The organism is Aquabacterium sp., assembly GCF_050725395.1.
In the GTDB taxonomy this organism is placed as follows: Bacteria; Pseudomonadota; Gammaproteobacteria; order Burkholderiales; family Burkholderiaceae_C; genus Aquabacterium.
This window is the reverse complement of the sequence record NZ_JBOHHL010000046.1, coordinates 1-24,744: the sequence shown is the minus strand read 5'-3', so window position 1 is coordinate 24,744 and position 24,744 is coordinate 1. Positions and strand designations below refer to the sequence as shown.

At 65.9% G+C, this 24,744-nt stretch carries 13 protein-coding genes; 4 read left to right on the top strand and 9 right to left on the bottom strand.

The window, feature by feature from the left end; genetic code table 11:
• The 5 genes from ACREB4_RS19190 to ACREB4_RS19170 all read right to left on the bottom strand — a co-directional run.
• Window positions 1-2,746: DUF4347 domain-containing protein (locus tag ACREB4_RS19190; protein ID WP_431589854.1), on the bottom strand; the 2,746-nt coding region annotated here is incomplete at its 3' end.
• A gap of 11 nt (window positions 2,747-2,757) precedes the next feature.
• Window positions 2,758-3,882, bottom strand: coding sequence for an efflux RND transporter periplasmic adaptor subunit (locus ACREB4_RS19185; RefSeq protein ID WP_431589853.1), 1,125 nt, complete (start codon window positions 3,880-3,882; stop codon window positions 2,758-2,760).
• Window positions 3,883-4,138: 256 nt separating this feature from the next.
• Window positions 4,139-6,145: a DEAD/DEAH box helicase gene (locus ACREB4_RS19180; protein ID WP_431589852.1), complete on the bottom strand. Its 2,007-nt coding sequence runs from the start codon at window positions 6,143-6,145 to the stop codon at window positions 4,139-4,141.
• A gap of 6 nt (window positions 6,146-6,151) precedes the next feature.
• Window positions 6,152-8,320: a PqqD family peptide modification chaperone gene (locus tag ACREB4_RS19175; protein ID WP_431589851.1), complete on the bottom strand. Its 2,169-nt coding sequence runs from the start codon at window positions 8,318-8,320 to the stop codon at window positions 6,152-6,154.
• Window positions 8,321-8,329: 9 nt separating this feature from the next.
• Window positions 8,330-9,727, bottom strand: a complete 1,398-nt coding sequence (locus ACREB4_RS19170; protein ID WP_431589850.1) for an efflux RND transporter periplasmic adaptor subunit — start codon at window positions 9,725-9,727, stop codon at window positions 8,330-8,332.
• Between the two features lie 225 nt (window positions 9,728-9,952).
• Here ACREB4_RS19170 and ACREB4_RS19165 point away from each other — a divergent pair, with 225 nt between their 5' ends.
• Together ACREB4_RS19165 and ACREB4_RS19160 are read left to right on the top strand one after the other, a co-directional pair.
• Entirely contained in the window at window positions 9,953-10,669 is a 717-nt protein-coding gene (locus ACREB4_RS19165; protein WP_431589849.1) for a response regulator transcription factor, read from the top strand.
• 6 nt (window positions 10,670-10,675) lie between these two features.
• Window positions 10,676-12,508 (top strand): ATP-binding response regulator, encoded by a 1,833-nt coding sequence (locus tag ACREB4_RS19160; protein ID WP_431589848.1) that lies wholly within the window; start codon window positions 10,676-10,678, stop codon window positions 12,506-12,508.
• A 261-nt stretch (window positions 12,509-12,769) separates the two neighbouring features.
• Here the strand turns inward: ACREB4_RS19160 and ACREB4_RS19155 are convergent, their stop codons facing one another.
• From ACREB4_RS19155 to ACREB4_RS19140, 4 genes are all read right to left on the bottom strand, one after another.
• Entirely contained in the window at window positions 12,770-13,723 is a 954-nt protein-coding gene (locus ACREB4_RS19155) for an NAD(P)H-dependent flavin oxidoreductase (protein WP_431589847.1), read from the bottom strand.
• 105 nt (window positions 13,724-13,828) lie between these two features.
• Complete coding sequence (locus ACREB4_RS19150) at window positions 13,829-15,634, bottom strand: acyl-CoA dehydrogenase (protein WP_431589846.1); 1,806 nt, start codon at window positions 15,632-15,634, stop codon at window positions 13,829-13,831.
• 127 nt (window positions 15,635-15,761) lie between these two features.
• Window positions 15,762-16,694 (bottom strand): electron transfer flavoprotein subunit alpha/FixB family protein, encoded by a 933-nt coding sequence (locus ACREB4_RS19145; protein ID WP_431589845.1) that lies wholly within the window; start codon window positions 16,692-16,694, stop codon window positions 15,762-15,764.
• Between the two features lie 13 nt (window positions 16,695-16,707).
• Entirely contained in the window at window positions 16,708-17,457 is a 750-nt protein-coding gene (locus ACREB4_RS19140; protein ID WP_431589844.1) for an electron transfer flavoprotein subunit beta/FixA family protein, read from the bottom strand.
• Window positions 17,458-17,591: 134 nt separating this feature from the next.
• Between ACREB4_RS19140 and murI the strand changes: the two genes are divergently transcribed.
• Complete coding sequence (murI, locus tag ACREB4_RS19135) at window positions 17,592-18,434, top strand: glutamate racemase (protein WP_431589843.1); 843 nt, start codon at window positions 17,592-17,594, stop codon at window positions 18,432-18,434.
• A 358-nt stretch (window positions 18,435-18,792) separates the two neighbouring features.
• On the top strand, window positions 18,793-24,744 hold a 5,952-nt coding region (locus ACREB4_RS19130), incomplete at its 3' end, for a heme utilization protein (RefSeq protein WP_431589842.1).

Sequence of the window (24,744 nt, the reverse complement as noted above, 5' to 3'; positions counted from 1 at the left end):
TGCCGCCGTTGTCCTGCACCTGGAAGGTGAAGCTGGCGTTGCCCGCGCCATTGGCATTCGACGCGGGCGTGAACTTGAGCAGGCCTGAGGCGATGTTCGCGGCCGAGATGACCTGCCCTGCCGTGACCGCCACCCCATTGAGCGTGAGGCTGCCCGTGGCCGGCAAGGCCGTGATCTTCACACCCGACAGCGTGTTGGCGGGGGTGTCGTTAGGGTCGGTGAAACCGAAATCCGCGGCTGAGAAGGTGTAGGCCGTGTCTTCCAGCGTCGTGACGGTGGTGTTCGTGCCCACCGGCGCGTCGTTCACCGCGGTGACATCGACCGTCATGGTGCGGGGCGTGGCGTCCAGGTTCACGCCGCCATTGGCCGTGCCGCCGTTGTCCTGCACCTGGAAAGTGAAGCTGGCGTAGCCGGCGCCATTGGCATTGGCCGCCGGTGTGAACTTGAGCAAGCCGGAAGCGATGTTGGCCGCCGACACGAACTGCCCGACCGTGACCGCCACGCCATTGAGCGTCAGGCTGCCCGCCGCCGGCAGGGTCGTGATCTTCACGCTCAGCAAGGTGTTGGCCGGCGAGTCGTTCGGGTCCGTGAAGCCGAAGTCCGCCACCGTGAAGGTGTAGGCCGTGTCCTCGTTGGTGGTCACGGTCTTGCTCGTGCCGATCGGTACCTCGTTCACATTGAGCACCGTGACGGCCAGGGCCTGGGTGTCGGCCAGCGAGCCATCGGTCACCCGCACAATCACGTCGTAGACGTTGTTGGCCCCGACATCGCCCGGGCTGTCGAAGTTGGGGGCGGTGATGAAGGTCATAACCCCCGTGGTCGCGTCGATCGTGAACTTGGCCGCGTCCGCGCCGCCCGAGATCGAATAAGTCAGCGCGCCACTGTCGGCATCGGTGGCCGTCACCGTGGTCACGGCCGTCTGGTTCTCGAACGCGTTGACCGAGCCCGAGGCGCCGCCGCCGTTGCTGCTGATGACGGGCGCGTCGTTGACGCGGGTCACGGACAGGGTCGTCGTGGCGGTGTTCGTGGTGGTGCCATTGGAGTCGGTGGCCACGACATTGAACGTGCGGCTGGTCGTGTTGGGATTGTCGGACGTGTTGTTGTAGGTGATGCTGCGAAGCACCGTCTGGTAGTTGGCGACCGTGTCGCTGCCCGACAGCGTGAGCACACCCGTGCCGCTGTTGTACGAGGATGTGATGTTGCCCGTGTTCGTGGCCGACAACGATTCCAGCGCCCCGTCCAGCGGGTTGGTGAGGGTCACCGTCATGCTGGTCAGGTTGGTGGCCGTGCCGCCCGAGATCGTCGCGTCGGTGTCGGCAATCTTGACGGGTGTCTGCTCGGTGAAGGCGCCGGTGTAATTGCTGCCGGTGGCGCCCGAACTGTTGTTGGCGTCCAGATCGACGGTCTGGGGTGTTGGCTGGGTGTACGTCACCGACAGCTTGGGGCGGTTGGCCACCGTGGCGTTTTCCGCGGACGCGAAGCTCGCCTGGGACGAGTTGTCGTCGCAGAAAAGGTACCAGCCCTGGTTGCTCGACGGATTGTTCACCCAGGCCTGCACCGTCGCGATCATCGCGGCGTTGCTGGCAAAGGTGTAAGACTTGGCGCCAGAGTCGGTGATGGTCTGGTCAGCCGAGAATTTGTATTCAGCGCCATCGATGCCGTCACCCATGGAGGCGTACGTCGAGGTGTCGGTCCACGCGGCCAGCATACGGTACAGGCTGAAGGTCGGGTTCGTGAACGTCGGGCTGGACGTCATGTACATCGTCAACGTGACGCTGGTGATGACCGAGCCTTGGGGGATCTGACCCGCGCTGGCACCGATGATGTCCTCGAACTTGACCAGCGTCTGAAAGCCGTTCTGCGTGGTGGCCCGCCCTGCGCTCAAAGTGGTGTCGGCGCTGTTGTTGTTGGCCGGGCCCAGCAGTTCCAAGAAGGTGTCGGTCGTGCTGGTGTAGCCACCGGTGCCATCCTGGAAAGAGGTGGTGGCCAGCGTGTGGTTCCAGGTGCTGGCCAAGCTGCCATCGACGACCACCGTCGATTCAATCTGGCCGTGCTGGTACTCCAGCAACCAGTTGCCCCCCAAGGCGGCCGAACCCGTGAGGTCCTTGCTGGCCGCCACGTCGGCGCCCGTCAACAAGGCCAGGTTGTCCACCAAAGCCTGGCCACCGCTCGTGCTGGTCAAGTCGCAACCGTAAAGCAGCAGGTCGGCCTCCTGCGACAAGGCCGTGCCCCAGCCCGCCACATCACCCAGGTGCTCATTCAGGCTGGCCGAGTCCAGCCGGGTGGCGCCCAATTGCAGGCCCGAGGCATCGCCGTGGCTGATGATGTGGACGGCGTCCAGGTCATGGCGTTGCTGCAAGGCCTTGGTGATGACCGCCAGGCCATCTTCCCCGGCTTGAATCACGACCACCTCGATCAGCTTGTCGGGCGTTGCATCGGCCTTGATGCCGTCGATCAGCTGGTCGGCGTCGGGCACCGAAGCGTCCACGAACACGAGCTCATGCCGCACCGAGGAGGTCTCGGCCGCGGAAGGCGACGTCACCACCGCCTGCATGACCGGGATCGACGCCGCGGTGGCATCCGCCGCCGCGGTCTCTGTGGCACGCGCCGATTCGGCCGGCGCCGCCAGAGTCACCGGCAAGCCCAGCAGCGTTGCCGCATCCGCGGAGAACAGAAGCCGAGGCTCCAACTCCTCGATCTGGAAAGACGCTCCGCGGCAACGGCTTGAAGGGAGAACCCGCCGCATGCCCATGTCCTTCAGCGCATCGCAATCATCCGGGGAACCACGAAGGCCGGCATGGACTGGATCTGCGCCGTGCCCGATGCAGCCAACGAGGTGCTGATGCTCAACCGGGATTGGCGCATCAGCAGGTAACTCTTGACCGCGGAGCGGGCGTCAAGGGGCGCATCCTGTTTGACGAGACGAGCACCTGGCAAGGCGCTGGCCACCTCCGCCATGCTTTTCTTCAGGACCGACATGTCCAGCGGGTCAGGCAGGCGTTTACTCACAGGGGGCGTGCCGCCCGGCTTCCGGCTGATCGCCGCCGGCACCGACGGCAGCACCGTGGGCACCACCGGCAAGGCATCCTTGGGCACAGGCTGCGCCACCACGAAATCAACCCGGCAGCGCAGACCCGCGGGGATCTTGTTGTTCGGATTGGGCAGCGTCATGCGCACACGGAAGCTGTTGGAAGCCGGGTCGATGACACGGTCTACCAGCACCACCTTGGCTTGCAGGGCGCCGAAACTGGGCAGGTCGGTTTTGACCAAAGCGCCCTGCCCAGCCAGGATCGAGCCGAACTGGGCGGCTGGCACGATGGCCTCGACGCGCAAGGGGTCGACACGGGCCACACGCACCAGCGGTTCGCGCTCGATGCGCTCGCCTTCGGTGCGGTAGCGCTCGATCACCACGCCGTCAAAGGGGCTGCGCACATCGCGCTGGCCCAGTTGCACGGCCGACAACTGGTACTCACGCAGGGCCACGCGCTGCGCTTCCTTGGCCTGGGCCACGCGCTGCTCGGCCACGCGGGCCTCGGCATCGGCCTGGTCCAGGGCTTGGTCGGACACGAAATCCTTCTTGACCAAATCGCGGGTGCGTTCCAGCTTGCGCTGGGCCAACTGGTTCGAGGCCACGGCCTGCTTGTACTCGGCGTCGGCGGCGGACTTGGTCTGCGCCACGTTCACAGAAGCGCGCTCGACCTGTGCGGTCAGGCGCGCCACGATCTGCCCGGCCGACACAGTGTCACCGCGCTCGACCTTCATTTGTTCCAGGACGCCCACGACCTGGGTGCCGACATCGGCCACCCTGTCCGGTTCGATCAGGCACCCCAGCGATTCAGCACGGCAGCCCACACCCCACCCGAGGGCGGAGGCTGCCAACATGCTCAACGCTTTGATCTTCAATGCTTGCTCCTGGACCACAGTTTTTCGGACAACCGGTGGTGCTTACTTTTTGACATACGTCGTCATTTCGGCCCGAAAGACTGTGGACTTGAGTGAGGGATTCCCTCGGGTCCGCGCCCACATGCCAACTAAGTCACCCAAACCGGGTATTGCCAGAGCGCATCGTTAAACGTCCTCAGGCATTGCCATCATGGCTTTTCCGCCTTGAACGCAATCCGTGGAATAAGAAAGGGGTTCAGTCCCAATCCTGGCGTCCGGCCAGGGCCAACTGCCGGGCCATGAGGCGCTCGTTCACCAGCAGATGCCAGCGCTGATGGCGGCTGGCGGCCTCTTTGCGCTGCTGCACATGGCGGCACAGCCACACCGCCAGCATCCGCGATGGCACAAGCCCCGTGGCGAGCTGGCGGCCCATTGCCAGCCAACCCGATGCCACAGCCGAGCGGATGGCCTCGTCCTCCCAGCTCAGCACGCATTCGCAAGTGCCGGGCATGCCCTGCCGCGCCGTGCGGCCATACAGTTGCCGGTCGATTCGGCGGGAGGGGTTCAGGTTGGTGTTGATCACGTGCAGGCCGCCACGCTTGAGCACCTCGGGGTCCAGGTGGACATCGGTGCCGCGGCCGGCCATGTGCGTGGCCACGGTGATGGCGCCCGGCCGGCCCGCCGCCGCGATCACGGCCTGCTCGGCTTCGCCACTGGCCTCGTCCTGCCGGGCATTGAGCAACTGGTGGTGCACGCCCGCCTGAGCGAAAGCCTGCGACAAGGCGTCGGAATCAGCGACTTTGTCGGTGCCGATCAGCACCGCGCGGCCAGCCTGCGCCTGGGCCGACGCGCGGCGCACCACTTCACGCCATTTGTCCGCGGCGGTGTTCAGCACTTGGGTGGGTCCCACCTGGCGGCGCGAAGCCAGGCGCAAAGGCACCCGCACCACGGGCAGGCCAAACACACGCATCAGCTCGGTCCGGCCTTCGAACACCGTGCCGCTGAGCCCCGCCAGCGCGTGGTAGCGCGGGAAAAAGGACTGGTAGGTGGTCTCGGTCAAGGTTTCGCTCTCGGCCTCGGGCGCCAGGCCTTCCTTGATGGCGATCATCTGGTGCAAGCCGCGCGACCAGACCCGGCCCACGGCCAGGCGGCCAGTGTTGCCGTCGACGATGTGCACACCGTCTTCGCGCACCAGGTAATCCACATCGCGCTGGAAGCAGTGCAGGGCCGACAGGCCCAGGCTCACCTGCTCGTCACGGTAGCGCTTGAGCTTCCAAGGGCCCTCCAGCGATTGGGTCAGGGTGGCCAGCAGGGCAGAGCCGTCCTCGGTCAGGTGAACGGACCCGGGCTGGGGCTGGGTGAAGTCCCGCCCCTTCGCCAGCTGACGCGCCAGGAACAGGGCCAGGCGGTAGCGCTGGTCGGCTTCCCGCTGGCTGACCTGCTTGGACAGGATCAAGGGCGTGCAGGCCTCGTCGATCAGGATGCTGTCCGCTTCATCGATGATGGCCATGCACAGGCCACGCAGCACGATGGAGGCGGTGTCGAGCGCCGCGCGCGCGGCCCGGTCACGCAGGTGGTCGAACACCACTTCGCGTGCGGTCACGTGGACCACGTTCTGCTGGTAGGCCTTCTGGCGCTCAGGCGGCGTGCTGGCCGCGGTCACCCAGGCCACGCTCAGGCCCAATGATTCGTAGATGGGCTTGAGCTGCGTGGCATCGCGGCGTGCCAGGTAGTCGTTCGCGGTCATCACGTGCACCGGCACGCCGGCCAAGCCGGCGGTGGCGGCGGTCAACAGCACGGTCAGGGTCTTGCCCTCGCCGGTGGCCATCTCCACCAGGCGGTTGCCCAGCATCCACCAGGCGGCCCGCTTTTGCACATCGTGCAGCGAGAAACCCAGGTGGCGCTTGACCTGCAGGCAGATGGCGCCAAAGGCCTCGGCCACCAGTTCAGGCAGGAAACCCGACACGCTCAGGCGCACGCGCAGTGTGGCCAGCCGCGCCTCGAACTCGCGCTGGCTCAGGCTGGCCCAGCTCTTCTCGGCCACGGTGATCTGGCCCAGCATGGCCTTGTCCTGCCGGGCAGACGGCTTGGCCGGGGCCGCCAGCACCGATTGCACCCAGGCGATGGTGGGGCTGGTCGAGCGGACCGGCAGGTCACGCAGGGGATAACTGCCGAACACCGGCCCGGGGCGTGGCACCAGGCCACGGTGGGACACCTGGTCCGACCAGAGGCTGAAGGGCAAGCCGTGGGCATCCGCGTCCATGCTGTTCTATCCCTTGGTGTCTGAAAAATGCTTGAGGAACAACTGGCGGACGCTTTGTGCCACCGTGGCCAGCAGAGGCTGCGGGGCCAGGTCGAAGCGCACACGGGCCAGACCGCCCGTCCTCGGGATGCGGCCTTCCAACAGCAGGTCGATCACGAACTGAGGCTCGGCGGGGCGCAGGCCATCCGGGTCGCCGCCATCGGTGGGCACGCGCCCGCCCGAGCGGTCGCCCAGGGCCGCGCTGGGCAGCTTGTCGGACGCGGCGGGCACCTCGCCGATCATCTTGGCGGGCCACACCCGGCCAGGTTGCTCGTCCAACACCACGGACAGCGATTTGACCCGGTGGCGCACAGCGTCCACCGAGCGCTCGGGCACCACGGCGCGGATCACGCTGGGCTCGTCGGCCAGCACGTAGGCCAACAGCTCACCTCGGTTCACCTGGTGCTGGTCCAGGTCTTCCTGGCGCGACATCACGAATTCACCACCCACGCCAGCACGCAGGATCTGGCGCGACAAGTCCTGGTCCAGCTGCGCCATCGCGGCACGGTCCCGCACCAGGGCGTCCTGCGCGTTCTTCATGCGCAAGGGATCGCTGGTGTAGGTGCCATGCAGTTCGTTTTCCAGGGAGTCGATCTGGGCCTGCAGCACCGCCCGGCGGGTCTCCAGCTCGGGATCCTGCACCGAGACGACGGCCTGCCCCGCTTGAACACGCTGCCCGCTGCGCACCCAGACGGTGTCCACCTGGCCATTGCTGGCAGCGCGCACCTGAGCGTGTTCGGGCAACCACACCAGGCCCTCCACGATCAGGCTGGACGGCACCGGCACGAAAGCCGCCACCGCCGCCAAACCCGCCAAGACGAAGGCGGCGCCCACCATGGCCCGACCACGCACCCGGTCGAAGCCCGGCGATTGCATGAGCTGGTCCAGCCAGGCCCGCGCGGGCGCCAGCACCAGCGTCCACAGCGACCACACCAGGATGCCCATGCCCAGCCAGGAGGATTTCTCGGACGCCCACATGACCATGATCACGGTCACCAGGATGCGGTAGCCCCACGCCAGGGGGGCGTAGCCCCACAGCGCCCAACGCTCCAGGCGGTCGGCCCCGTGGATGACCTGGTTCTCCACCGGCGCATCCATGCGCAAAAGGCGCATGACCGCGCCACGCATCAACTGCGCGAAGGCGCGCGAACTGCGGTTGCTGAGGTTGGGCAGGTCCAGCGCATCACAGGCCACGAAGTAGCCGTCGAACTTCATCAGCGGATTGCCATTGAACATCAGGGTGGACAAGCCGCCGATGGTCAGCACGACAAAGGCGACCTGCCGCACCCAGCCATCTTCCACCAGCAGCCACAGGCCCAGCGCCAGGGACGCCAGCGCGAGCTCCACGGCAATGCCCGCCGCGCTGATCTGCACGCGGTGCCAGCGGTTGACCAGGCGGTTGGAGGCGCTCGCGTCCACATAGGGCATGGGCACGAAGAGGAAGAAATTCACCCCCACCTCGGGCACCTCGCAACCATGCTTGCGCAAGGCCATGGCGTGCCCCAGTTCGTGCAGCCCCTTCAGGATCGGGTACACCACCCAGGCCATCGCCAGGAAGGCCGGGCTCATGAAATGAAGCTGGGCGTAAGGCAGGAGGGTGTCCAGGTTGAGCACCGCGGCCACGCAAGCCACCGACACCATCAACAACCAACACCAGGCCACCCAGGGCCGGAACAGGCGCCGCACCAAGGGCTGCAGGCGCTCCAGCAGGGCCGAGGGATTGAACAAACCCAAACGGAACGACAGCGGGTTGAGGCGCGCACGTTGCTCGCGTTGCGAGCGCTGCTCGTCGGCGGCCAGCATCTGGCGCACGTCCGGGGTGACTTCGGCCTGGACCAGGCCCGCGTCGGTCAATTGCCCCAGGATGCGGATCACGTCGTGCTGGGAGGGTGCTTCGTCGCCAAGGTGGCTCAGCAGCACCTGCCAGATCTCGTCCACCGTGAAACGCCCGTCCAGGCGCCCCACCAGTTCATAGGCCTGGGCATTGACCCGGTGAAAGCGCCCCGTGGCCTGGTTGTGCAGCACGTACCAGGCCTGTCCCCGCGTGGTCTGCATGCGCACATTGACATGCTGCCGCAAGCGCGGATGCAAGCCGGAAATGCGGTACCAGTAAGGAGACAGGAGCGTGTCTTGCATGGGCCGGGCTCACAACCAGGTCCAGGCCAGCATGCGCAACCATTGCCAGCTGCGCACGGCCGCGCGCCACAGCAGGGGCCGCGCCGGCATCTCGATGCGCGCCACGCCCTGCAGTCCGGGGCGCAAGCCCGTGGCGCCCGCGCCCGCGCCATTCGGCCGGGCTTCGATTTCATATTTGACGCCATTGGGCGTGTTCTTGGCCACCGGCGTGACACGCTCCAGCAGCAGGCCGATGGCCTGGTCGGGCAAGGCCGCCAGGCGCAAGCCCGCCACCTGGCCGCGTTCCAGGCTGGCGATGTCGGATTCATCCACTTCCAGCACCACGCGCCAATCCAGACCCGGTGCCAGCGTCAGCAGGTTCTCACCGCGCTTGAGCGGCGCGCCCAGTTGCTGGCGCAGGTCCCCTTGGATGACGACCCCATCGAAAGGCGCGACCACCCTCAATCGGGTCAGTTGCTGGTCGATCAGCGACAACTCGGCTTTGGACTCGGCCAGCTTGTTCTGGGCCGTCATGGCCTGGGCACGGTCACCCCGGGCGAAGGCCTCGGAAAATTCATTCTCGTGCTGGGCCACTTCCGCCAAACGGGCGCGCCGGGCGCCCTGCAGGTCGTCATCGGACAACTGCGCCAGCACCTGGCCAGCCTTGACCACATCGCCCGGCCGCACCATGACCTCGCGGAGGAAGCCATCCTGCGGGGCGCTCATGACGCGCTGCACGGCCCCTTCCAGGCGCGCATTGGCGGTGACCTGGTGGGGCATGGGCACCAAGGCCCCCACCACCAACACGGCGGCCAGGCCGCCCAGGCCCCAGCGCAAGCCCCGCTCCGCTGGATCGGCCAGGCGCAGCCGGAATTCATACCATTGCGCACGACGCCGGTCCAGCCAGGGCCGGTCGGCCTGGTAGCGCAGCATCAACATCGGGGCGGCCACCTCAGCCAGTGACTCGATCCACTGAACCTGTTCGGGCAAGAAGGCGCCCGACGCATCGCTGGTATTGGGGCGCAGGGGATCGGCCTGAACCGCGCGCTCGCAGACCAGCACGCCCAACGCCTGCCCATGCCGGGCCAGGGGCACCGAGACCAGGCCACTCAAACCTTGCGTTTTGGACAAGGCCTGGTGCGCCAGGGTGATGCGTTCGTTCATGGCCCTGGTGGGGGGCCAGACCAGGGTCGTGTGCTGGTGGGAAGCCTCCAGCATCGCCTGGTGCAGTTCCGGGATGGCCACGCCTTCTTCCATGACCACGCCATCCGACAGGGCCACCACTTTCAGGGTGTCCCGGGTGATCCAGCCAAGTGAAACCCGCGAGGCCCCCAGAAAACGGCCCACCTGGCTCACGAGGGCCGTGCTGCCCGGGCCCCAGCCATCGGTGTCCAGGGTCGCACGCACGCAGGCCAGCACGTCCGGCATGCCCAAATGGACAACCGGTTCTGCAGGCACTGCCTGTGGCTCCAGCATGGTGGGGGACCATGCCGTTCCTTCACGTGCTTTGACAGAGGAAACCATCAATATCCAGAGATGCCTTGTCGCGTTATCGACCAGTTGCCAAGCAGATTGAGCCCGGCTTGCCCCTATCATTCAGGAAATCGACAAAGTCATATCCCGAAATAACGGGACGAATCCAAGGAGTTATTCATGAAGGTCCTGCTGATCGACGACCACCCGCTGATCCTGGCCGCCCTGCAGTCGGTCATCCAGGGCCTGGGGGACAACGTCACCGTGTCGACTGCCTCCAGCGGTAAAACCGCCCGCGAGGCCCTGCGCGCCGACGAGAACGTCGATCTGGTGCTGCTCGACCTGCACCTGGGTGAGGACGATGGCTTCGACCTGCTGGCCGAACTGCGCGCCGGCTACCCCGCCTTGCCCGTGGTCGTGATTTCCGCTTCCGACCGCACGAGCGATGTGATCCGCGCCATCGACATGGGCGCCATGGGATTCGTGCCCAAGCGCGCCAGCAACGAAACCCTGATCGACGCACTGCACCAAGTCATGAAAGGCGGTGTTTACGTGCCGCCGATGAGCATGGGTTCCGATTTCAACCCCGGCAAGGCGCCCACGCCCGTGCCCAATGTCCAGCAGGAAGCGGTCGAAGCCGGCTTCCAGAGCGTGCCATCCTTGATTCAACTGGGCCTGACGCCCCGGCAATCCGACGTGCTGGCCCTGCTGCTCAAGGGACAACCCAACAAGCTGATCGCCCGCGAACTGGGCCTGTCGGTGGAAACCGTCAAGGACCACGTGGCCGCCGTGCTCCGCGCCCTGGGCGTCAGCTCCCGCACCCAGGCCGTGATCGCGGTCAGCCAGATGCTGCAGAAGCAAAGCGGCTTCTCGGCCTGGCGCCCCAATGCCCGCTGACCGGTCATGAGCACGGCGCCCCCTGCCCTGGCGACCGGCGCCAGCACCGTGCCGGACACCACCCCAGCACCGCCCAAGGCGGCGCTGGTTCCCGACACCGTGCGCTCGGTGTACAGCCAGACCGGCTCCGGCCTGTTCGGGCACATCCTGGGCATGGCCGTCACCACGGCCATCTACTGGCCGCACGTGCCCCATCCCATGTTGTTGGGTTGGACGGCCACCTTCCTCCTGATCTGGCTGGCGCGCATCGGACTCATGTATGGCTTCGAGCGGGCCGCGCGGCGAGACGTGGTCGACCACGAACGCTGGCTGCTGCTGTGGGCCCTGGGCGCCGGCTTCAACGCCGCCACCTGGTGCTTGGCCGCCGTGTTGTTCTACGATTTCGGCGGGTCTTTCGAGCGCACGGCGCTCATGCTGATCATTTATTCATTCGCCATCGGCTCCGTGCCCTTCATGGCAATGCAGACCAAGCTTTTCTTGGTGTGCATGACCATGTACTTCGGCACCATGATCCTGCGCTCGGCCTTCCACGGCCAGCCGCACGACCTGCAGATGGCAGGCATCTGGTTCCTGCTGGGCGTGTGCACCACCTCCGTGGCCTGGGCCTTCCGCAATGTGTTTGCCGAGATGGTCAAGCACAAGTTGCAAACGCAAGAACTCGCCATCAAGCTGCGCGGTGAAACCGCCGCCGCCGAAAGCGCCCAGCGTTTGGCCGAAACCGCCAATCGCGCCAAGACCCAGTTCTTCGCCGCCGCCAGCCACGACTTGCGCCAGCCCCTGCATGCCATGGGCCTGTTCGCGGAAGCCTTGCGCCAACGCAACAAGGACGAGGAAGTCGTCCACCTGGTCAACAGCATCAACAGTTCGGTCGACGCCCTGGAGGGCCTGTTCAGCGAGCTGCTCGACATCACCAAGATCGACACCGGCGCCGTCGACATCGAGCCCGAGCACTTCTCGATGCAGGAGTTGTTCAACCGCATCCGACTGCACTTCGAGCCCACGGCCTTTGAAAAGGGTCTGATGCTGAGTTTCAGGGGTGAACAGCACCATGCCCTGGCCGATCCGGTGATCGTTGAGCGCATCTTGCGCAATTTGGTCTCCAACGCCATCCGCTACACCGAGGATGGCGGCGTGCTGGTGACCTGCCGCGTGCGTGGCGACCAGTTGTGCCTGCAGGTCTGGGACTCCGGCATCGGCATCGCCGAAAAGGAGCAAGTCCGCATTTTCGACGAGTTCTACCAGACGCAAAGCGGCCGACCGCTGGAACCGCATCACCGCAAGGGCCTGGGCCTGGGCCTGTCCATCGTCAAGCGCCTGGCCGACCTGATGGAAGCACCGCTGACGCTTCGCTCGCGCGTGGGCCATGGCACGGTATTCACCTTGATGTTGCCGATTGGCCGCGCACCCCGAATGCAGCGCAGCAGCATCCCGAGCAAGCCCGCCTTGGGGGTCACGCTGGACCGCCGCCACATCGTGGTGGTGGAAGACGAACTGGCGGTGCTGGAGGGCTTGCAGGTGCTGCTGAAAGGCTGGGGTGCCACGGTGAGCGCCTTCGACAGCGTGGCGGGCGTGGAGGCCTGGGCTCAGACCACCGAGGCCAAGCCCGATTTGCTGATCGTGGACTACCGACTGCCCGAGCAGTTGACCGGCATCGAGGCCATCAAGGCCATGCGCGCGCGCTTTGGCCCTGACTTGCCCGCCATCATGGTGACAGGCAGCACGATGACGGGGCACGAGGCGGACGCGGCGCAGTACAACTTCCACCTGCTGGTCAAGCCGGTGGTGCCGACCAAGTTGAGGGCGATGATTGCGTTCAAATTGGGGTTGAGGACGAGCTAGCTTTCTGGGCCGCTGCTGTTCACAGGCCTTGGCTTTTTGAGGCAGCGCGGGGCGGGGGACTGGGGCGGCATCCGGCAGGGCTTCAGCTTGGTGGTCCCGCGATGCGGGACTGCCTTGCGATGCTCGCGCCGAGGTGGGGCCGCGGAACTCGCTGCACGGCCTTTGACCGTTTCGCTCAAACAACCACGGCCAGTCCCCACCTCGCGCTGCCAATTCAAGGCATGAAGAAAGGCATCTCCCGATGCCACGACCACAGATCGATCAGACCAGGCGCTGACGCGCCTGCGCATACTCCGCCTTCAGCCGTGCCACCAATTCACGCACCGGCACCACCTTCTTGACCGCACCAATCCCCTGCCCGCAACCCCAGATGTCCTTCCAGACCTTGCCACTGCTGGCATTGCTGTCGAAGTTCATCTGGCTGGGGTCGCCATTGCCCAGGGTCTCCGGGTCCATGCCCGCACGCACGATGGATGGCCTCAGGTAGTTGCCATGCACGCCCGTGAACTTGCTGGAATAAAGGATGTCGTCGCTGTTGCTGTCGACCACCATCTGCTTGTAGTCCTCGACCGCGCGCGCTTCATCGGTGGCGATGAAGGCCGAACCCACGTAAGCAAAGTCAGCACCCATGGCCTGGGCCGCCAGCACAGCACCACCCGTCGCAATGGCCCCCGACAGCGCGATCGGGCCATCGAACCACTCGCGGATTTCGGCGATCAGCGCGAACGGGCTGATGGTGCCCGCATGGCCACCGGCACCGGTTGCCACCGCGATCAGGCCATCGGCGCCCTTCTCGATCGCCTTCTTGGCGAACTTGTTGTTGATGATGTCGTGCAGCACGATGCCGCCATAGCTGTGCACGGCGTCGTTCACATCGGTGCGCGCGCCCAGCGAGGTGATGACGATCGGCACCTTGTACTTCACGCACAGGGCCAGGTCGTGCTCCAGCCGGTCATTGCTCTTGTGCACGATCTGGTTGATGGCGAAGGGTGCGGCGGGCTTGTCGGGGTTGGCGGCGTTGTGGGCGGCCAGGGCCTCGGTGATCTCGATCAGCCACTCTTCCAGCTGGGCGGCCGGGCGGGCATTGAGCGCGGGCATCGAACCCACCACGCCAGCCTTGCATTGCTCGATGACAAGAGCGGGCGTGCTCAAGATGAACATCGGCGAAGCGATGACGGGAAAGGGAACGCTTTTGAGGATCGCGGGCAAAGTCATGTGAATGAACTCCTACGTGCCAAAGAAATGGCCAAAGAAAAAGGATGCCCTCACCGGTCGAACCGAGTGAAGGGCATCCTTGCCTGGGTCAATCAATCAGAAAGATCAGAACGAGTCGAGCGCCATCGCGGTCACGCTGTCACCCCCCTCGAGGATGCTGTCGCGCAAGGCACCGATGCGGGGCAGGATGTGGTCGCCATAGAAGCTGGCGGTGGCGATCTTGGCCTTCATGAAGTCGGCGTCTTCGCCGGCCGCAAGGCGCTCTTCGGCCACCAACAAGGCGCGGCCCAGTTGCCAGCCGCTGACGAGGTTGGCCGTCAGCATCAGGTAAGGCACGGAGCCGGCAAACACGGCGTTGGGATTGCTGCGGACATTGGCCACGACGAAATCCACCACCTGCAGGAAGGCCTCGCGGCCGGCCTTCAGGCGTTTGGCCAAGTTCTTGGCCTGCGCGCTGTCACACGCGGCCAATTGACCTTCGGTGTCGGCGATTTGGGCCGCGATGGCCTTGGCCAAAGCACCGCCATCGCGCGAAGTCTTGCGGCCGACCAGGTCATTGGCCTGGATGGCGGTCGTGCCTTCGTAGATGGGCAGGATGCGCGAGTCGCGGTAGTACTGGGCCGCGCCGGTTTCTTCGATGAAGCCCATGCCGCCGTGCACTTGCACGCCCAGCGAGGTGATCTCGACCGAGTTCTCGGTGCTGAAGCCCTTGATCAGGGGCACCAGGAATTCGTAGACGGCCTGGGCCTGCTTGGCCACGGCCTTGTCGGCGTGGTGGTGGGCCGTGTCGTAGGCGGCAGCGCCCACGATGGCCATGGCACGTGCGCCTTCGATCAGCGACCGCATGGTCATCAGCATGCGCTTGACGTCGGGGTGGTGGATGATCGCGGCCGAGCCGGGCTGCGAGCCATCGACAGGACGCGATTGCACGCGGTCCTTGGCGTAAGCCACGGCTTGCTGGTAGGCGCGCTCGGACACGCCGATGCCCTGCACGCCCACGTCGAAGCGGGCGGCGTTCATCATGATGAACATGTATTCCAGGCCGCGATTTTCTTCGCCCACGATGTGGCCGATGGCGCCCGCGCCCACTTCACCCTTGTCGTCACCGAACACGAGAACCGCCGTGGGCGAGGCCTTGATGCCCAGCTTTTCTTCGATGGAAGCGCAGTACACGTCGTTGCGCTTGCCGTTGGAGCCGTCTTCGTTCACCAGGAACTTGGGCACCACGAACAGGCTGATGCCCTTGACGCCTTCAGGCGCGTCGGGCGTGCGGGCCAGCACCAGGTGCACGATGTTCTCGGACATGTCGTGCTCACCATAGGTGATGAAGATCTTCTGGCCGCTGATGCGGTAGCTGCCGTCGTCCTGCTTGACGGCCTTGGAGCGCACCAGCGCCAGGTCGGAGCCGGCTTGCGGCTCGGTCAGGTTCATGGTGCCGGTCCAGGCACCTTCGATCATCTTGGGGATGTAGCGCGTTTTCAGTTCATCGCTGCCGGCCACCAACAGGGCCTCGATGGCGCCGCCGGTCAGGATCGAGCACAGCGAAAAGCTGAGGTTGGCCGCCGTGGTGTGCTCGATGCACGCCGCGCCGATGGTCTTGGGCAGGCCCTGGCCGCCGAACTCGGCAGGCTGCTGCAGGCCTTGCCAGCCGCCTTCGGCCAACAGGCGGTAGGCTTCCTTGAAGCCTTTGGAGGCGCGGACCACGCCATTGTCCCAAGAGCCATGGTCCTGGTCGCCACTCCAGTTCAAAGGGGCCACGACGTTCTCGTTGAACTTGGCCGACTCTTCGAGCACGGCCTGGGCGGTTTCGATGCCGGCATCTTCAAAGCCGGGGATCTGGGCAATCTGGTCCAGGCCTGCAAGTTCCTTCATGCAGAACAGCTGGTCTTTGACGGGGGCGCGGTAGGTCATGTTCTCTCCGGATAACGACAAAGGGGGCACCTTGTAAGGTGCCCCCGCAAGCATCAGACAGACGGTTTGTCTGGCATTTGCATCCGCCAATTCAGCGGTGTTGAATCAAAAAATCAAACTCGATCGATCACAAGGCCTTGATCAGCTCGGGCACGGCCACGAACAGATCGGCTTCCAGACCGTAGTCGGCCACCTGGAAGATCGGGGCTTCGGGGTCCTTGTTGATCGCGACGATCACCTTGGAGTCCTTCATGCCGGCCAAGTGCTGGATCGCGCCGGAGATGCCGGCGGCGATGTACAGCTGAGGCGCGACGATCTTGCCAGTTTGACCGACTTGCAGGTCGTTCGGGGCGTAGCCAGCGTCCACAGCGGCGCGCGAGGCGCCCAGAGCAGCGCCCAACTTGTCGGCCAGGGGCGACATGACTTCGTTGAACTTTTCGGCGGAACCCAGGGCACGGCCACCGGACACCACGATCTTGGCGGCGGTCAGCTCAGGACGGTCGTTCTTGGTGACTTCACGGCCCACGAAGCTCGAGGAACCGCTGTCGGCGACGGCAGCGATGGTCTCAACGGCGCCAGAACCACCGGTGGTGGCGGCGGCGTCGAAGCCGGTACCGCGCACGGTCACGACCTTCACCGAATCCGTGGATTGCACGGTGGCGATGGCGTTGCCGGCGTAGATCGGGCGCTCGAACGTGTCGGCGCTGATGACCTTGGAGATTTCCGACACCTGGGCGACATCCAGCTTGGCGGCGACGCGGGGCGAGATGTTCTTGCCGTAGGCCGTGGCCGGGAAGAACAGGTGGCTGTAGCTGGAAGCCACGGCCAGCACCTGGGCGGCCACGTTTTCAGCCAGGCCGTCGGCGAACTGCGCGCCGTCGGCGTGCAGCACCTTGGTCACGCCAGCGACTTGCGCGGCAGCGGCAGCCGCGGCGGCGGCGTTGGAGCCAGCGACCAGCACGTGCACATCGCCACCGGCTTGCTTGGCAGCGGTGATGGTGTTGAGCGTGGCGCCTTTCAGGCTGTTGTTGTCGTGTTCAGCAATGACGAGAGCGGTCATGGTTGTTGTCTCCTCAGATCACTTTGGCATCGTTCTTGAGCTTGCTCACCAGGGTGGCCACGTCGGGCACCTTGATGCCGGCGGAGCGCTTGGGCGGCTCAGAAACCTTCAGGGTCTTGATGCGCGACGTCACGTCCACGCCAAGGTCAGCGGGCTTGATGGTTTCAAGCGGCTTCTTCTTGGCCTTCATGATGTTCGGCAGCGTGACGTAGCGGGGCTCGTTCAGGCGCAGGTCGGTCGTGATCACGGCCGGCAGGCTCAGGGACACGGTTTCCAGACCACCGTCGACTTCACGGGTCACGTTGACCTTGCCACCAGCGACTTCCACCTTCGAGGCGAACGTGCCCTGGGGCAGGTTGGCCAGGGCGGCGACCATCTGGCCGGTCTGGTTACTGTCGTCATCGATGGCTTGCTTGCCGAGGATGATCAGGTCGGGCTTTTCCTTGGCGATCAAGGCGGCCAGGATCTTGGCGACGCCCAGGGGCTGCACCTCGTCTGCCACTTCGACCAGGATGCCGCGGTCAGCGCCGATGGCCATGGCCGTGCGCAGGGTTTCCTGGGCTTGGGCAGGGCCGACGGACACGGCGATGATTTCAGTGACGATGCCTTTTTCTTTGAGGCGCGTGGCCTCTTCGACGGCGATTTCATCAAAGGGGTTCATGCTCATCTTGACGTTGGCGATGTCCACGCCAGAACCATCAGACTTCACACGGACTTTCACGTTGTAGTCAACAACACGTTTGACCGGAACCAGAACCTTCATGCCTTGTTCTCCTGCGTCATGAGGAATAGTTGATAAGAAAACATGCCCAAAAAAGCACGATCGTTCGATTCTAGCGCGAGTTCTGGGCTTCGGACAGCTTTTCTCCCCTCTATTCAGAGGAAAATAGCGCCCACATGACCCAGCCCGACATTGTGACCGTTGCCGCCCCGCCCCCGGACACCCGTCTTGGTGATGGATTGCGCATCGGGCTCTTCGATTCGGGGCTGGGCGGCCTGTCGGTGTTGCGCGCGCTGCGGCAGCACATGCCACAAGCACAGCTCTTGTATATCGCGGATTCGGCGAACGCCCCTTACGGTGAACGCGATGACGCGTTCATCGCCGAGCGATCCCTGGCGATCAGCGGTTTTTTGTTGAGCCAGGGCGCACAGGCCGTGGTGGTGGCCTGCAACACCGCCACGGCCATGGCGGTCCACACGCTTCGCCAACGCTGGCCAGAAGTGCCCATCGTGGGGGTCGAGCCTGGCGTCAAACCGGCCGTGGCCTTGTCGGCCCGCAAACGCATCGGGGTCTTGGCCACGCCCGGCACCCTGGCCAGCGGTAAATTCAAACGCTTGATTGAATCGCACGGCCACGATGCCTTGATCGTCGCGCAACCTTGCCCCGGCCTGGCCAAGGAAATCGAGTTCGGCCAACTGGACAGCCCGGCATTGCGCACCCTGGTTGAAACCTTTTCCGCGCCACTGCGCCAGGCCGAGGTCGACACCGTCGTGCTCGGCTGCACCCACTACCCCTTCGTGGCCCCGCTCTTTCAGCAAGCCTTGGGGCCGGAGGTGTGCATCATCGACACCGCCGAAGCAGTCGCGCGCCAGACCCAGCGGGTCAGCGCCGGCTTGGCGGGCCATGCTGAAAGCAGCCAGCCATCGACCCGCCTTTGGACCACCGGTTCACCCGCCCACTTGGCCCAGGTGGCCGAGCGCTGGCTGGGTTTGAGGGCTGAAGTCAGTACTCTCCCTTGATTTCACGCATTGCCGTGAAAAAGTAGACGCCGCCAGGGGCGTTTACCAATGGGAAACATCAAGTCGCCCTGACTTGGATAAGCGGACTGCGTGATGCAGTTCACGAAACAGCACCCGCCCCATGCCGCGGCAAGCCTCACCCGCGGGCGCCCCGCCTTCAGTCTATTTAGTCGCCGCCGATAAGTCCGAGGATGACTTGAAGAATCTCGCGGGCTGAAATCGGTTCTGAATGCCCCGTCTTTTTCAAGCTTTGAAGGTTGGGGCCGAGCCTTAGCCTCCAAGACAGTTCTATCCAAGGTTTTTTGGTGGGCGGTTCGAGCCGTTTGCCAGCCGCAATTTCCCACAAGGGGTTTGATCCATGGCTTCGCTGATTCCACTGCTGTCCACCACGCAGATCGCGGCACTTTCGACCCAATCGATCGTCAACCTCGCCACGTCCGACTGGGTGCTGTTCAACACGGCACAGATCGGCGCGTTGACGACGGCGCAAATCCAAGCCATTGAAACCATCGACCTGCGGGCCTTGACCACCACGTCCGTCGGCGCCTTGAACACCGACCAGATCGTCGCGCTGAGCTCCGCGCACCTGGCCGCCTTGAGCACGACGCAAGTGGCCGTGCTGAACACCGCGCAGATCGCCGCCATCGATACCAGCGACATCGGCGCGCTCAACACCGCCGACATGCGCGTGCTGAACACCGCCGCCGTGGCCGCGCTGACCACCGACCAGATCATCGCTCTGACGTCGGCGCAGCTGTCCGCCCTGGGCACCAGCCAGGTCGTGGCCCTGACCACCGCCCAGATCGCCGCCATCGACACCGCCGACCTGCGCACGCTGACCACCGGCCAGATTGCCGCCATGACGACGGCGCAGATCGCCTCCTTGAACACGGACCAGGTCGGCGCGCTGACCACGAGTGAGACCCGCGCCATCACGACCGCGGGCATCGCCGCGCTGACCACCGACCAGATCGTCGCCCTGACGACCGTGCAGATCAGCGCCCTGGGCACCCACCAGGTCGCGGCCCTGAACACCCGCCAGATCTCGGCCATCGACACCTCGGACATCGGTGCCTTGAACACCGCGGACATCCGCGCGTTGAACACGGCCGCCGTGCGCGCCCTGACCACCGACCAGATCGCTGCGCTGACCACGGCCCAGGTGGCTTCGTTTGCCACCAACCAGGTCGCCGTGCTGACCACCGACCAGATCGCCTCCATTGAGACGACCGACCTGAGCGTGATGACCACCGCGCAGATCGCCGCCTTTAACACGGCGCATGTCGCCGCGCTGACCACAGACCAGGTCGCCGCGCTGAACACCGCCGATGTGCGCGCTTTGACCACCTCTGCCGTGGCTGCGCTGACCACCGACCAGATCGTCGCACTGAACACCGCGCAAATCGCCAGCCTGGTCACGACCCAGGTGGCTTCGCTGAACACGGCCCAGGTCGCCGCGATCGACACCTCGGACATCGGCGCGCTGAGCACCGCCAGCGTCCGCGCGCTGACGACCGCCGCCGTCGCCTCGCTGACCACCGACCAGATCGCCGCCCTGAGCTCGGCACAGATCGCCGCCCTGGGCACCAGCCAGGTCGCCGTGCTGAACACCACGCAGATCAGCGCCATCGAGACCACGGACCTGGCCGTGATGAACACGGCACAGGTCGCCGTCTTCAACACCGCCCAACTGGCCTCTCTGACCACCGACCAGATCGGCGTGCTGACCACCGCCGATGTGCGCGTGCTGACCACCGCCGGCGTGGCCGCCCTGACCACCGACCAGATCGTTGCGCTGAACACCGCGCAGATCGCTGCCCTGGGCACGACCCAGGTGGGCGCCCTCAACACCGCCCAGGTGGCGGCCATCGACACCAGCGACATCGGCGCGCTGAACACCGCCAGCATCCGTGCGCTGACCACCGCCGCCGTCGCCTCGCTGACCACCGACCAGATCGTCGCGCTGACGTCGTCGCAACTGGCCTCGCTGGCGACCAACCAGGTCGCCGTGCTGAACACCGCCCAGATCTCGGCCATTGAAACGACCGACCTGAAGTTGATGACCACCGCCCAGGTGGCCGTGCTCAACACCGCGCAAGTCGCGGCCCTGACCACCGACCAGATCAACGCCCTGACCACCGCCGATGTGCGTGCCTTGAGCACCGCCGCCGTGGCCGCATTGACCACCGACCAGATCGTCGCCCTCAACTCGGCCCAGGTGGCCGCCCTGGTCACGTCGCAAGTGGCCGCGCTGAATTCCACCCAGGTCTCGGCCATCGAGACGACCGACATCGGTGCCTTGAGCACCGCCAATGTCCGCGCCTTCAACACCGTGGCCATCGGCGCCCTGACGACCGACCAGATTGCCGCGCTGAGCTCCACCCAGGTGGCCGCGCTGGGCACCGACCAGGTTGCCGCGCTGCACACCGACCAGATCGCCGCCATCGAGACGACGGACCTGAAGGTGATGACCACCGCCCAGATCGCCGTCCTGAACACGGCCCAAGTGGTGGCCCTGAGCACCGACCAGGTCACCGCCCTGAACACCGCCGACGTGCGGGCCCTGAGCACCGCCGCCGTGGGTGCCCTGACCACCGACCAGATCGTCGCCCTGAACTCGGCCCAAGTGGGCGCCTTGGGCACCTCGCAAGTGGCCGCGCTGAACTCCACCCAGGTCTCGTCCATCGAGACCACCGACATCAGCGCTTTGAACACGGCCAACATCCGTGTGCTGAATTCTTCGGCCGTCACCGGCCTGACCACCGACCAGGTGTCGGCTCTGAGCACCACCCAAGTGGCCGCCCTGGGCACCAACCAGGTCGCCGTGCTGACCACCGACCAGGTGGTGGCCCTGAACTCCGCGCAACTGGGCGCCCTGGGCACCGCCCAGGTGGCCGTGCTGAACACGGCCCAGGTCTCCGCCATCGAGACGACCGACATCGCCGGCCTGAGCACCAGCAGCGTGCGGGCCTTGAGCACCGCCGCGGTCGGCGCCCTGACGACCGACCAGGTGGTGGCCCTGAGCTCGACCCAAGTCGCCGCCCTGGGCACCAGCCAGGTCGCCGTGCTGAACACCAACCAGATCTCGGCCATTGAAACCACCGATCTGAAGGTGATGACGACCGCCCAGATCGCCGTGCTGAACACGGCCCAGGCCGCCTCGCTGACGACCGACCAGGTCGGCGTGCTCAACACCGCCGATGTGCGTGCCCTGAGCACCTCCGCCATTGGCGCATTGACGACCGACCAGATCGTGGCCCTGAACACGGCCCAGATCGCCGCCCTGGCCACCAGCCAGGTCGCCGTGCTGAACACCAACCAGGTTTCGGCCATCGAGACCACCGACATCGGCGCCCTGAACACCGCCGACATCCGTGCCTTGAGCACGTCCGCCGTGGCCGCGCTGACCACCGACCAGATCGTCGCGCTGACCTCGACGCAGATTTCCTCGCTGACCACGGCCCAGATCGCCGCGCTGACGACCAACCAGGTCTCGCCGATCGAGACGCTGGACGTGCGGGCCATGACCACGGCCCAGATCGCCGCGCTGAACACCGCGCAGGTCGTCACGCTGACCACCGACCAGATCACCGCCTTGAACACGGCCAGTGTCCGTGCCCTGACGACGGCCGCCGTGGGCGCCCTGACCACCGACCAGATCGTCGCGCTGAACTCGGCCCAGATCGCCGCGCTGGCCACCAGCCAGGTCGCCGTGCTGAACACGGCCCAGGTCTCGGCCATCGAAACCACCGACATCGCCGGCCTCAACACCGGTGACATCCGCGCCTTGAGCACTGCTGCCGTGGCCGCGCTGACCACCGACCAGGTGTCCGTGCTGAGCTCGACGCAGACCGGCGCACTGGGCACCGACCAGGTCGCCGCCCTGACGACCGACCAGATCGTGGCCTTGAGCACCGTGCAGATCAGCGGCTTGGGCACAGCCCAGGTGGCCGCCTTGAACACGGCCCAGGTGTCCGTCATCGAGACCACCGACATCGGCGCTTTGAGCACGGCCGCCCTGCGCGCCCTGAACACCGCCGACGTTGCCGCCCTGACCACCGACCAGATCGCCGCGCTGAGTTCCACGCAGATCGCCGCGCTGGGCACCACGCAGGTTGCCGCGCTGAACACCAACCAGATCGGCGCCATCGAAACCGCCGATCTGAAAGCCATGAGCACGGCCCAGATCGCCGCGTTCAACACCGCCCAGGTCGCCTCACTGACCACCGACCAGATCGGTTCGCTGACCACGGCCGAAGCCCGCGCCATCAGCACCTCCGGCGTCGCCGCGCTGACCACCGACCAGGTGGTGGCCTTGAACTCCGCCCAGATCGCCGCACTGGGGACGAACCAGATCGCCGTGCTGAACACCGCGCAGGTGTCCGCCATTGAAACCACCGACATCGGCGCCCTGAACACCGCCGACGTCCGTGCGCTGAGCACCGCCGCCGTCGCCGCGCTGACCACGGACCAGATCACGGCCTTGAACTCGGCCCAGATCTCGGCCCTGGGCACCACGCAAGTCGCCGTGATGACCACGGCCCAGATCGCCGCCATCGAAACGACTGATCTGAAGGCCCTGACCACCGGCCAGATCGCCGCCTTCAACACCGCCCAGGTCGCCGCGCTGACGACCGACCAGATCAGTGCATTGACCACGGCCGAAGCCCGCGCCCTGACGACCAGCGGCATCGCCGCCCTGACAACCGACCAGATCGTCGCCCTGAACACGGTGCAGATCTCGGCCCTGGGCACCAACCAAGTCGCCGTGCTGAACACCGCGCAGGTCGCCGCCATCGAGACCACCGACATCGGTGCCTTGAACACCGCCGCCGTCCGTGCGCTGAGCACCGCCGCCGTCGCCGCGCTGACGACCGACCAGATCACGGCCCTGAACTCGGCCCAGCTTTCGGCACTGGGCACATCCCAGGTCGTGGCGCTGAACACAGCCCAGATCGCGGCCATCGAGACGACGGACCTGAAGGCCCTGACCACCGGTCAGATCGCCGCCTTCAACACGGCCCAGGTCGCCGCCTTGACCACCGACCAGATCAGTGCATTGACCACGGCCGAAGCCCGCGCCATCACCACCGCTGGCGTGGCCGCCCTGACGACCGATCAGATCGTGGCCCTGAACACCGTGCAGATCTCGGCCCTGGGCACCAACCAGATCGCCGTGCTGAACACCGCGCAGGTCGCCGCCATCGAGACCACCGACATCGGTGCGCTCAACACCGCCGACGTCCGCGCCCTGACCACCGCCGCCGTCGCCGCCTTGACGACCGACCAGATCGTGGCCTTGAACTCCACGCAACTGGCCGCACTGGGCACCTCGCAGATCGCTGCGCTGGACACCAACCAGATCGCGGCCATCGAAACCACCGACATCAAGGCCTTGTCCACCGCGCAGATCGCCGGCCTGACGACCTCTCAGGTCGCCGCCCTGACGACCGACCAGATCGGTGCGCTGACCACGGCCGAAGCCCGTGCCATCACCACCGCCGGTGTGGCGGCGCTGACGACCGACCAGATCGTGGCCCTGAACACCGTGCAGATCTCGGCCCTGGGCACCCACCAGATCGCCGCGCTGAACACCGCGCAGGTCGCCGCCATCGAGACCACCGACATCGGTGCGCTCAACACCGCCGACGTCCGCGCCCTGACCACCGCCGGTGTGGCCGCGCTGACCACCGACCAGATCGCCGCGTTGAACACCAGCCAGGTGGCCGCCCTCGGCACCTCGCAGATCGCCGCGCTGAACACCAGCCAGATCACCGCGATCGAGACGACCGACATCAAGGCGCTGACCACGGCCCAGATGGCGGCGTTGAACACCGCCCAGACGGCGGCCTTGACCACCGACCAGATCGCCGCGCTGAACACCGCTGACGTGCGCGCCCTGAGCACCGTCAACGTCGGCGCCCTGACCACCGACCAGATCGTGGCCCTGAACACCGTGCAGATCGCCGCCCTGGGCACCAACCAGGTCGCCGCGCTGAACACCGCGCAAGTGGCCGCCATCGAGACCACCGACATCGGTGCCTTGAACACGGCCGGCGTCCGCGCCCTGACCACCGCCGGCGTGGCCGCGCTGACCACCGACCAGGTCGTGGCGCTGAACTCGACCCAACTGGCCGCCCTGAGCACCACGCAGGTGGCCGCGCTGAACACCGCGCAAGTCTCGGCCATCGAAACGACCGACCTGAAGGCCCTGACCACCGGTCAGATCGCCGCCTTCAACACGGCCCAGGTCGCTTCGCTGACCACCGACCAGATCGGCGCCTTGACCACCTCCGAAGTGCGCGCCATC

Bases quoted from the DNA above. Each gene is read 5' to 3' on its own strand.
- ACREB4_RS19185 (WP_431589853.1), bottom strand. From the start codon at position 3,882: ATGTTGGCAGCCTCCGCCCTCGGGTGGGGTGTGGGCTGCCGTGCTGAA.
- ACREB4_RS19180 (WP_431589852.1), bottom strand. From the start codon at position 6,145: ATGGACGCGGATGCCCACGGCTTGCCCTTCAGCCTCTGGTCGGACCAG.
- ACREB4_RS19175 (WP_431589851.1), bottom strand. From the start codon at position 8,320: ATGCAAGACACGCTCCTGTCTCCTTACTGGTACCGCATTTCCGGCTTG.
- ACREB4_RS19170 (WP_431589850.1), bottom strand. From the start codon at position 9,727: ATGCCGGACGTGCTGGCCTGCGTGCGTGCGACCCTGGACACCGATGGC.
- ACREB4_RS19165 (WP_431589849.1), top strand. From the start codon at position 9,953: ATGAAGGTCCTGCTGATCGACGACCACCCGCTGATCCTGGCCGCCCTG.
- ACREB4_RS19160 (WP_431589848.1), top strand. From the start codon at position 10,676: ATGAGCACGGCGCCCCCTGCCCTGGCGACCGGCGCCAGCACCGTGCCG.
- ACREB4_RS19155 (WP_431589847.1), bottom strand. From the start codon at position 13,723: ATGACTTTGCCCGCGATCCTCAAAAGCGTTCCCTTTCCCGTCATCGCT.
- ACREB4_RS19150 (WP_431589846.1), bottom strand. From the start codon at position 15,634: ATGACCTACCGCGCCCCCGTCAAAGACCAGCTGTTCTGCATGAAGGAA.
- ACREB4_RS19145 (WP_431589845.1), bottom strand. From the start codon at position 16,694: ATGACCGCTCTCGTCATTGCTGAACACGACAACAACAGCCTGAAAGGC.
- ACREB4_RS19140 (WP_431589844.1), bottom strand. From the start codon at position 17,457: ATGAAGGTTCTGGTTCCGGTCAAACGTGTTGTTGACTACAACGTGAAA.
- murI (WP_431589843.1), top strand. From the start codon at position 17,592: ATGACCCAGCCCGACATTGTGACCGTTGCCGCCCCGCCCCCGGACACC.